This is a genomic window from Candidatus Kuenenia sp. (assembly GCF_039794105.1).
Taxonomy (GTDB): domain Bacteria; phylum Planctomycetota; class Brocadiia; order Brocadiales; family Brocadiaceae; genus Kuenenia.
This window is the reverse complement of sequence record NZ_JBDIWA010000057.1, coordinates 1-9,102: the sequence shown is the minus strand read 5'-3', so window position 1 is coordinate 9,102 and position 9,102 is coordinate 1. Positions and strand designations below refer to the sequence as shown.

The 9,102-nt window shown below is 38.6% G+C and carries 9 protein-coding genes and 1 pseudogene; all 10 read left to right on the top strand.

Going from position 1 to position 9,102, the window contains the following annotated elements; all coding sequences use genetic code 11:
• Positions 1 to 248, top strand: a 248-nt coding sequence (locus tag ABJL82_RS16120; protein WP_347275731.1) for a helix-turn-helix domain-containing protein, incomplete at its 5' end; no start/stop codon positions are given.
• 87 nt (positions 249 to 335) lie between these two features.
• A complete protein-coding gene (locus ABJL82_RS16115; RefSeq protein WP_347275730.1) occupies positions 336 to 1,403 on the top strand; it encodes a Xaa-Pro peptidase family protein in 1,068 nt (355 codons plus the stop codon).
• A gap of 217 nt (positions 1,404 to 1,620) precedes the next feature.
• Positions 1,621 to 2,091 carry an acetyl-CoA carboxylase biotin carboxyl carrier protein gene (accB, locus tag ABJL82_RS16110; protein ID WP_347275729.1) on the top strand — a complete coding sequence of 157 codons (471 nt, stop codon included), beginning with the start codon at positions 1,621 to 1,623 and terminating at the stop codon, positions 2,089 to 2,091.
• A gap of 41 nt (positions 2,092 to 2,132) precedes the next feature.
• Positions 2,133 to 3,479: an acetyl-CoA carboxylase biotin carboxylase subunit gene (gene accC, locus ABJL82_RS16105; RefSeq protein ID WP_347275728.1), complete on the top strand. Its 1,347-nt coding sequence runs from the start codon at positions 2,133 to 2,135 to the stop codon at positions 3,477 to 3,479.
• Between the two features lie 415 nt (positions 3,480 to 3,894).
• The gene (locus tag ABJL82_RS16100; RefSeq protein ID WP_347275727.1) at positions 3,895 to 4,605 is read left to right on the top strand and encodes a multiheme c-type cytochrome; all 711 of its coding nucleotides are present in this window, start codon (positions 3,895 to 3,897) and stop codon (positions 4,603 to 4,605) included.
• 79 nt (positions 4,606 to 4,684) lie between these two features.
• Complete coding sequence (locus tag ABJL82_RS16095; protein WP_347275726.1) at positions 4,685 to 5,728, top strand: hypothetical protein; 1,044 nt, start codon at positions 4,685 to 4,687, stop codon at positions 5,726 to 5,728.
• On the top strand, positions 5,712 to 6,557 hold the full coding sequence (locus ABJL82_RS16090; protein ID WP_347275725.1) for a hypothetical protein: 846 nt from the start codon (positions 5,712 to 5,714) through the stop codon (positions 6,555 to 6,557). Before ABJL82_RS16095 ends, ABJL82_RS16090 begins: the two co-directional genes overlap by 17 nt.
• Positions 6,558 to 6,639: 82 nt before the next feature.
• Complete coding sequence (locus ABJL82_RS16085) at positions 6,640 to 8,031, top strand: sigma-54 dependent transcriptional regulator (protein ID WP_347275724.1); 1,392 nt, start codon at positions 6,640 to 6,642, stop codon at positions 8,029 to 8,031.
• Positions 8,032 to 8,288: 257 nt separating this feature from the next.
• Positions 8,289 to 8,834 (top strand): hypothetical protein, encoded by a 546-nt coding sequence (locus ABJL82_RS16080; RefSeq protein WP_347275723.1) that lies wholly within the window; start codon positions 8,289 to 8,291, stop codon positions 8,832 to 8,834.
• A gap of 48 nt (positions 8,835 to 8,882) precedes the next feature.
• Positions 8,883 to 9,102: pseudogene (locus tag ABJL82_RS16075) on the top strand (hypothetical protein); the annotation flags it as partial.

Below are 9,102 nucleotides of genomic sequence, written 5' to 3'. Positions count from 1 at the left end.
TAAGCCGCAGTGATCTTCATTCGAGCCGGAAGGCGAAGACGGTATCGTTTCCGCGTCAGATATGCATGTATTTAATAAAAAATCAGTTGGATTGGTCGTATCAGCAGATAGGGAATTATTTTGGCAATAAGAAACATACGACAGTGATATTTGCGATAAAGAAAATAAACGATGAATTGAAAAAAGACGACCAGTTTAAATCGTTCCTCGATATGCTTATGGAAAAAATTAAAAAAAGTCGGAAATAGACCCTGAGAATGGCGCATGATGCCGCATTAAAAAACAGTGTTAAGCACATTAAAAAAGATGTAATTATTCCTGTAAATTAGATATTTATGAGTTTAGGCGAGATAAAGAAAAAATTAGAAGAAGACGGCGTGGATGGGTTTTTGGTCACGAATGAGATAAATATCAGATACATTACGAATTTTACAGGTTCTGATAGTGTGCTTTTAATAACACCGGGAAGCGACTATTTATTCACGGATTCCAGGTATGTAGAACAAGCACACCAGGATAATCCGGAAATAAAAATAGTAGAAAGAAAGATATCATTGTCAAATTCGATATGTGGAAAGATTAAACAACTTAAAATAAAAAAACTTCTCGTCGAGTCTTTATATATTTCAATAGACCAGTTTAATGAGATTAAACAAAGAATAAATAACATTTGTATGCTTACGGCAAAAGGAATAGTAGAGAATTATAGAAAGCAGAAAACAAAGGATGAATTAGAAAAAATACAGAAGGCTATAGGGATAGCGGAAAAAGCATATATAAACGTTCAAAGCAAAATAAAATATGGCATTACTGAAAAAGATATAGCGGATATTTTAGAATATGAATTGAGGAAACAGGGAGCGGAAAAAAGTTCATTTGATATCATATGCGCCGTTGGTAAACATGCATCAAAGCCGCACGCACGCCCCTCAACAACCAGGATTCAAAGAGGGGATACCGTTTTAATTGATTGGGGATCAAGATTTCAGGATTATAATTCTGACTTGACAAGACTTAAGACCATGGATAGAATATCCCCGAAATTCCGGAGAATATATCAAATAGTGCTGGATGCACAATACCTTGCAATTGGAAGCATAAGGCCCGGTGTAATGACAAAGAAAATAGATGCCGTTGCAAGGGGTTATATTGAGAAAAAAGGATTTGGAAAGTATTTTGGTCACGGTTTGGGGCACGGAGTAGGGCTAGAAGTTCATGAAGCGCCATTTATTAATAAAAAAAGCAATGAAATATTAAAAGAAGGCATGGTTTTTACTGTAGAACCAGGCATCTATATTCCCCAATGGGGAGGTGTTCGAATAGAAGATTTGGTATTGGTTACCTCGACGGGATGTGAGGTGTTGAGTAAACTGCCTAAAAAGTTATCGGATATTGACGAATGATTTAACGTGTTCATTGCGGAAATTCTGCAAGACCCTTTTAACAAGAGCCCTATTTATCATAGAAAAGCTATTCATTCAGTAGCCCATCGTTTAATCAATCCTTTATCTCTTCACGTAAGCCCGAAATTTATTTTTTACACATGAAATAATTCGTAATAAGAGATGCTATTTTCGCTTTACTATTTGATAATTACTAAATTTTATATAGGGAAAAATAATGGACATTATAGAGAAAGTAAAGCAATTGATAAAAATCATGGATGAGAGCGAGTTGTCTGAGCTCGAAATTCAAGAGGAAGCTACAAAAATAAAAATAAAAAAGGGGATCTCCGGGTATTCACAAACTATTTCTCACCAGACAATTCCTCCGTTATATCCGGCGCAAACCCAACAGATAGAACAGCCATTTGTAATTTCCCGGGAAAATGAAAGCTCTTCTGAGATTTATTCGCCCATGGTGGGAACATTTTACCGCTCTACTGCTCCAGGCGAGAGTCCTTGTGTTGGAGTTGGTGATTTCGTAAATGAAGAAACAGTTGTTTGTATCATAGAAGCAATGAAAATTATGAATGAAGTAAAAGCGGAAACGGTAGGTGAAATTGTTGAAATATACGTACAAGATGGGGAGGCCGTTGAGTATGGACAACCGCTCTTTCGCGTCCGACAGGCAAAGAAAGCGACGATATAAGCTGACTCGAATCATTTCAAATAATTAAGGAAGAAGGAAATATGTTTTCCCGGATAATGGTTGCAAATAGAGGTGAAATTGCTTTGAGAATCATTAGGGCATGCCGCGAAATGGGGATAGAGACCGTCGCTGTTTGCTCAAAATCGGATGCAAATGCCACTTATTTAAAGCTAGCCGATATCGTAGTGTGTATTGGACCTGCTGATGCGGAAGGTAGTTATTTAAATATTCCGAGCATCATAAGCGCTGCGGAGATCACGGATATAGAAGCAATCCATCCTGGGTATGGTTTTTTATCGGAAGTGGGTCATTTTGCGGAAGTTTGTGAATCGTCAAATATCGTATTTATTGGTCCGAAATCTGATGCACTGATGAAGCTTGGCAATAAGACTGAAGCAAGGAAAATTGCAATAGAAAACAAGGTACCTGTTGTTCCCGGAAGTCAGTCTGTAATAAAAAGTCAGCAGGAAGCGTTAAGCGTTGCACATGAAATTGGTTTTCCCGTAATCATTAAAGCTTCTTTAGGGGGCGGCGGACGGGGAATGCGGGTAGCTCATAATGATATCAGCCTCATTAATTCTTTAACTATTGCCCAAAGAGAGGCAAAGGCTGCATTCAAGGATTCGTCTATTTATATAGAAAAATATATTGAAGATGCACGTCACATTGAGGTGCAAATAGTTGGAGATAATTACGGGAATATTATACATTTGGGTGAAAGGGACTGCACCATGCAGAGAAGACACCAAAAACTAATCGAAGAGTCCCCTGCACCATACATTACCGATCGGGCACGGGAAGATATTTGTAAGGCTGCCATAAAAATGGCAAAGTCCGTTAATTATACAAATGCCGGAACTGTTGAATTTTTATTAGATAAAGAAAATAATTATTATTTCATAGAGGTGAATACACGTTTGCAGGTAGAACATCCGGTTACGGAAATGGTGACGGGAATAGATTTAGTGAAATTACAAATAAAGATTGCTAGTGGAGAGAGATTAAATATTAAACAGAAAAAAATTCGCAGTCAGGGGGTTGCTATAGAATGCAGGATCAATGCTGAAGATCCTTATAATGATTTTCGACCGCAACCGGGGAAGATCACAAATTATCATCCTCCCGGGGGGAGAGGGGTTAGGGTGGATTCCCACATTCACTCCGGATATGAAATCCCCCCGTACTATGATTCATTAATTGCTAAGTTGATTGTACATCAAAACACCCGCGAGGAAGCAATTGCATGTATGCGTAGGGCGTTGAGTGAATACGTTATCGAAGGAGTGAAAACTACTATTCCGTTACAATTGGATTTAATAACACATCCTCAATTTGCAAATGGGAATATAAATACAAATTTTGTCGATAATCTTATGGCAAAAACTTAAATGGTAATTTTATTAATTGAGAAAACAATTTTTAGTTGACACAATAAAAAAACCATGCTAGTGTATGCATCTTCGTCCGATTATTCATTTCAAAAATTGCGATATGAAGGCTTACTAAGTATAAGGGGTGTAATTATTTGAGATAAGGCTTGGAAATTTTTTTTAGCAAGCACCGCAATTCTATGTATCATTAAACTTCATATATACTTAGTTGCTCGTTCTAATTCTTCATAGTGGTAAAATTAATGAGTGTAGCAATGTACTAAAGATAAATTATCATTAAAAAGGTTAGTGGTGACGCTATATGAGTATCGACTGTTGTGATTAGGTTAAGTTTTATTGTTTCAGAAGTTTCGTATTTTTAAGATTTTAATAGTTTAAGGTTATTTCTTGATTACGTGAAAGGAGTATTTAGATGTTAAGAGGAAGAGTTTACAAGTCATTATTTGGCGGTTTGGTAATTTCATTTTGTTCTATTTCATTTGCAGTATCTGCGAAAGCAGCCGAGCCTAAATTTGTTAGTAATGCCGGCTGTAAGTGTCACATGTCTAAGGGTTGTTATGAAGGGGAAGAATACAAAGAGAGATTGCATTCAAACACTTGGGAAAAAAGGTTGAAGGGGACAGCGGACGAAGACAATCCCGAATGTTTGAAGTGTCATGCAACGGCTGTAGGGGCGAAAATCAAGAAAAAATTTGGGGATAAAAAATATTTGCCCAATGTGCAGTGTGAGGCGTGTCACGGTGCAGGAGAAGAATATGAAAAGGTGAAGAAAAACTATCTGGGGAAAGGAAAGGATGCCTTTAAAGAATTGTTAAAGAAAGACCCACTCCTTGCAAGAAAAGCACAATATGACGCCGGTTTGATAGTTGCTGGCATAAATGGGACTGCTACTGTGAAAGAACAATGTTTACAATGCCATTGGGAGAGCGCTGATGCTAAGGACAAGTGTCCGAAAACAGATAAAGTGATGGATTATAAAGAATATTTTAAGAAAGATGACCACCGCGACGAAGATGATATCGACCTTGTAATTAAGAAGCTCTCTGATGCAGATAAGAAGAAATGGGCGGACATCTTGCCTAAAGACGATATGCTTTATTTGCCCTATAAGAAAAAACATTGATGGGTTTTGAGTTGTTACTTGAGTTATTATAGCCCGATGGGTACCCCCAGTGTGGGAAAGGGACAGGAAGAGAAAGATTATGAAATTAAAACAATTACTACGATTTAATAGACCGGGGTGTTTTTTCTTTATTGCTCTTGTTTCTGTAATAGGTTTATGTTCTCGGGCTGCAGTACTGATTGCAGCCGAGAACGAAACATGTTATGGTTGTCATGCAGATCCTGAAAAAATTGAAAAGACCGAGAAGGCTAGGATTGATCCGGTTACGGGTGAAATTGAAGTTGTTTCTTTGATGATTGATAGGGAGGTTTTTGATAAAACTGCACATGGTGGAACAGACTTTTCCTGTACAGACTGCCATGCTTCATTGGAAGAGGTTGAAGATGATGACATTGCTGAAAATGGGCACAAACCTAATCTTACACCTGTTGACTGTATAACATTTTGCCATGACGACCCTGCTGCGGAATATTATGAAAGTAAGCATGTTAAGTTGATGAAGGAGAATGATAAGGACGTACCTACGTGCAAACATTGCCATGGAGGGGTTACTTATCATTTTTCTTCATATGGAGAAAAAGCCCCGATGTATGTTCTTCGGGAAACAGACCCGCTACACAGAAAGTTGACAATAGATACATGTGGTTCTTGTCATGAAGAGTATCTAGCCGGCTATAGGAATAACGCACATGGCCAGGTTACTGCTCTTGGACATACTACAACGGATGTACCGGTATGCTTTGATTGTCATGGAAAACACACTATTCTCAACTCGTCAGAACCTGAGTCTATGGTTGGACAAGACAACATAATTAAAACATGCGGTAGTTGTCACGCTAATGCAAATGCAAGTTTTGTAAAACATGTTGAACATCCGCAGATAAAAAATTTAAATTATTACAAGACCTTGCTTGCTGCAGCGAAAAATTATCGCAAAGATCCTGAAGCGTTGAAGAAAGTTGTTAAAAATCCCCAAACAATCCTATGTATTGTGTTTGTGGCGTATATTGGTATTCTAGCTTTAACATTTACCAAGTTTGGGCTCCATTCATTGTTAGGCTGGTTTGCTACAGTTCGTGACGAGTTTAGGAGAAAGGGGCATTCTGATGAAGAGCAACACTAATTATTTAAGATTTACGCTGTTTCATAGATTTTGTCATTTTTTGACGATTATTAGTTTTTTTGGGCTAGTCTTGACTGGCATGCCGCTCGCCTTTAGTGGTTATGATTGGGGGAGGTGGTTGTACGAATTGTTTGGCGGATATCCTACGGCAGGATATATTCACAGGATCAGCGCCTTAATCACTTTTTTTGCTGGGTTTTTACATTTTGCGTGGCTGTTTTTCAACATATCTGTTAAAAAGAAAAAAGGGTTTTTTTGGGGGCCTAATTCAATGCTTTTGCAACCAAGAGATCTTTTTGATGTTATAGCAGACATCAAATGGTTTATTGGTATTGGCAAAAGGCCGAATTTTGACAGATGGATTTATTGGGAAAAGTTTGAATATCTATCTTTGATGTGGGGAACTATTGTTATGGCCGCTACCGGCTTAATTCTTTGGTTTCCTGTTCAGTTTACAAAAATTATTCCCGTTTCGGTTGCCAGCATCTTCGATATCCCCGGTATTGCGTTGATTATTCATCGATATGAAGCAATACTGGCGGCTGTTTTTATTTTCACAATTCATTTTATTCACACGCACTTACTGCCTGAAAAAATGCCAGTAGATGAATCGATATTTACAGGGAGAATAACGGAGGCTGAGTTTAAACATGAGCGCCTTGGTGAATATGAAAGGCTAAAAAGTCAAAGACAGTTGGATAGTTTTAAGGTAGCGCCTCCATCTCTTTTCGCAAAATTTTTATCAAGGCTGATTGCGGTACCACTTTTGATCACAGGGTTAATATTGGTGAGCCTGATGGTCTCTGCGCTTGTTGTTTGGGCGCTATAGTAGATAAAAATTTTGTAGCAGGCAGATGCTATACTGTTAAGTCCGAATCAATTAAATGCTTGATATATTTCAAGGTGGAATAATGACTTACAGGGTATTAATAGCTGATGATGAAGAACGCATGCGACGCGTGCTAACGATGATATTCGAGGAGATGAAGGATGTTAAAGTTGTTGCGGGAAACAGCTTTGAGGATGTCCTCCGCTATTTAGATAAAGAGAGGTTTCACCTTTTAATTACCGACCTAAAGGTTCCTGGCAGTAATAGTATCGATTTTATCAGGGCGGTGAAAAATAAGGTAGCGGATATCCCAATCATCGTGTTGACCGCTTATGGTTCTGTTGGTTTTGCCATTGACATTATGAAGGAAGGCGTCTTTGATTATCTGGTTGCGCCTTTCGATAACGATATTTTAGAATTGGCGGTAAAAAGAGCTTTAAAAGTAAGCTCATTGACTATTGAAAATAAAAACCTACGCAAGGCGTTAGAGTTGCAATATAACTTTGGGAATATTATCGGCAATTCTCCAAGTGTTGTTGAAACATTGCGGCTGGTAGGCGAAGTTACAAGAACCGACTCCACTGTTCTGGTCACTGGTGAAAGTGGTACAGGTAAAGAGCTGGTGTCAAGAGCGATACATTACAACAGCGATAGAAAGTGTGGTCCCTTTGTGGCGCTTAATTGTGCTGCAATCCCTGAGAATTTACTAGAAAGTGAATTGTTTGGCTACGAAAAAGGGGCATTTACAGGAGCTGAAAAGACTAAGAAGGGACGATTTGAGTTAGCCGCTGGCGGGACTTTTTTTTTGGATGAAATTTCCGAGATGTCTGCGGCAGTACAGGCAAAAGTTCTTAGAATAATTGAATCGAAAGAGCTGGAACGGCTTGGTGGTACGGATACGATAAAGGTTGATGTCCGGATTATATGTGCAACAAATAGAGACCTTGTCCAGATGGTAAAAGATGGAAAGTTTCGGGATGATCTCTATTACCGCATAAGCGTCTTTCCAATAATGCTGCCCGCTTTAAGGGAGAGAAGTGGGGATATTATCCCGCTGAGCAAACATTTTGTTAATCATTTTTCAGCAAAAATGGGCAAGACTCCGATTGTATTAAGTTCCGAAGTTGAAAAGATATTAATAAAGCACAAATGGGAAGGTAACATAAGAGAATTGCAAAACATTATTGAACGCGCAGTAATTTTGTGTAAAAACGGCGTTATAAGAACAGAGCATCTTCCTACTTCTATTGTGCAGGGTTACACGCCTCCGGAATTAAATGAAAACATTTCACAAAATAATTCCGTTAATTTTGACATACCACCTAATGGCCTGTCGCTGGACGATCTGGAAAAACAATTAGTTGCGAAAGCATTAGAAAGAAGCAAAAACAACATCACAAAAGCCGCAAAACTTCTGGGATTAACACGAGGGACATTCCGCTATCGGTTGCAGAAATATGGAATATCAAATTAGCATGACATTGCGCATTTAACATCAAAGTATGTCAAATTTGCAATAATAAGCGATGTAGAATGGTTGATAACTGCCGTTAAAAATTACTTGTGTTAAGAGCATCAAAGTGTCTGTGTGTACAAGTAATTGCTTCTTCATATATTATGGACAATGTACAAATTGTTCAGTTGTTGGTATGAATTGTGCGCAGTTCTTTTGTCGTGCAAATTTTAAATCAGTAGTTTTTTATAAAATTAAGGAGAGGGGGTGAAAGTGAAATGAAGAAAGGTATTATAGTTTTGCTGGGTATTTTTAGTATGTTATTTGCCGTAGCACATTCTAGTTATGCTTTGTGGGACAAGCCTTGTGGTAAGAGGCAGATTATGGAGGCTTACTACTGTAAGGATTGCAAAGAGGTCAGAGAGTTTGATGAGTGTTCTGAGATTGGTTACATATGGGATTTCAAGGCACACAAAGACGCTGGTGATAAAAAACATACTAGTCTTCCTTTAGCATGGGGATGTCAGAAAATTGCTTATAGCTGTATAAACACTGCCTGTGAAGCATATGGCAAATGCATACCGCATCCTGGCATTTGCGAAATATGTATGGATGATATTACCAGCACTAAGGTATGGTCAAGAGTAACATTTAAATGCCCTAAATGTGGTACAGAACATGAAGAACCTGGCAAAAATTTTAAGGTGAAGGAAGGCTTACACCCTGCACAGTTGCAAACAGGTGGAGAATGTGAAGCTTGTGGCGGCGTTGAACTTGAAATCGTATGCGAGAAGTCCGGTACATGCCCACATGTTGAAAGATAATTCAGTAATAGATTTTATGATCATTTTTATGTGGTGATTAGGAGGAAAATGAATAAGATGATACGAAAGGGAATGATAGGAGCGGTGATGCTTGGAGCTGCGGTAGCGATAAGCGGCGGAGTAGCGACTGCGGGGTATATACAGGGTACGCATGTAAAGACGGATTTACCCGGGCCGTTTCACATAACGATGTCACCGGATGGTGGTACGTTATTTGTGTCGAATCAATCTGGGCATAGTGTAACGTTTGTGGATGCAAGGACGCAGA

What these genes read in the sequence shown, in the direction of transcription:
- ABJL82_RS16115 (WP_347275730.1), top strand. Translation starts at nt 336, where the DNA reads ATGAGTTTAGGCGAGATAAAGAAAAAATTAGAAGAAGACGGCGTGGAT.
- accB (WP_347275729.1), top strand. Translation starts at nt 1,621, where the DNA reads ATGGACATTATAGAGAAAGTAAAGCAATTGATAAAAATCATGGATGAG.
- accC (WP_347275728.1), top strand. Translation starts at nt 2,133, where the DNA reads ATGTTTTCCCGGATAATGGTTGCAAATAGAGGTGAAATTGCTTTGAGA.
- ABJL82_RS16100 (WP_347275727.1), top strand. Translation starts at nt 3,895, where the DNA reads ATGTTAAGAGGAAGAGTTTACAAGTCATTATTTGGCGGTTTGGTAATT.
- ABJL82_RS16095 (WP_347275726.1), top strand. Translation starts at nt 4,685, where the DNA reads ATGAAATTAAAACAATTACTACGATTTAATAGACCGGGGTGTTTTTTC.
- ABJL82_RS16090 (WP_347275725.1), top strand. Translation starts at nt 5,712, where the DNA reads ATGAAGAGCAACACTAATTATTTAAGATTTACGCTGTTTCATAGATTT.
- ABJL82_RS16085 (WP_347275724.1), top strand. Translation starts at nt 6,640, where the DNA reads ATGACTTACAGGGTATTAATAGCTGATGATGAAGAACGCATGCGACGC.
- ABJL82_RS16080 (WP_347275723.1), top strand. Translation starts at nt 8,289, where the DNA reads ATGAAGAAAGGTATTATAGTTTTGCTGGGTATTTTTAGTATGTTATTT.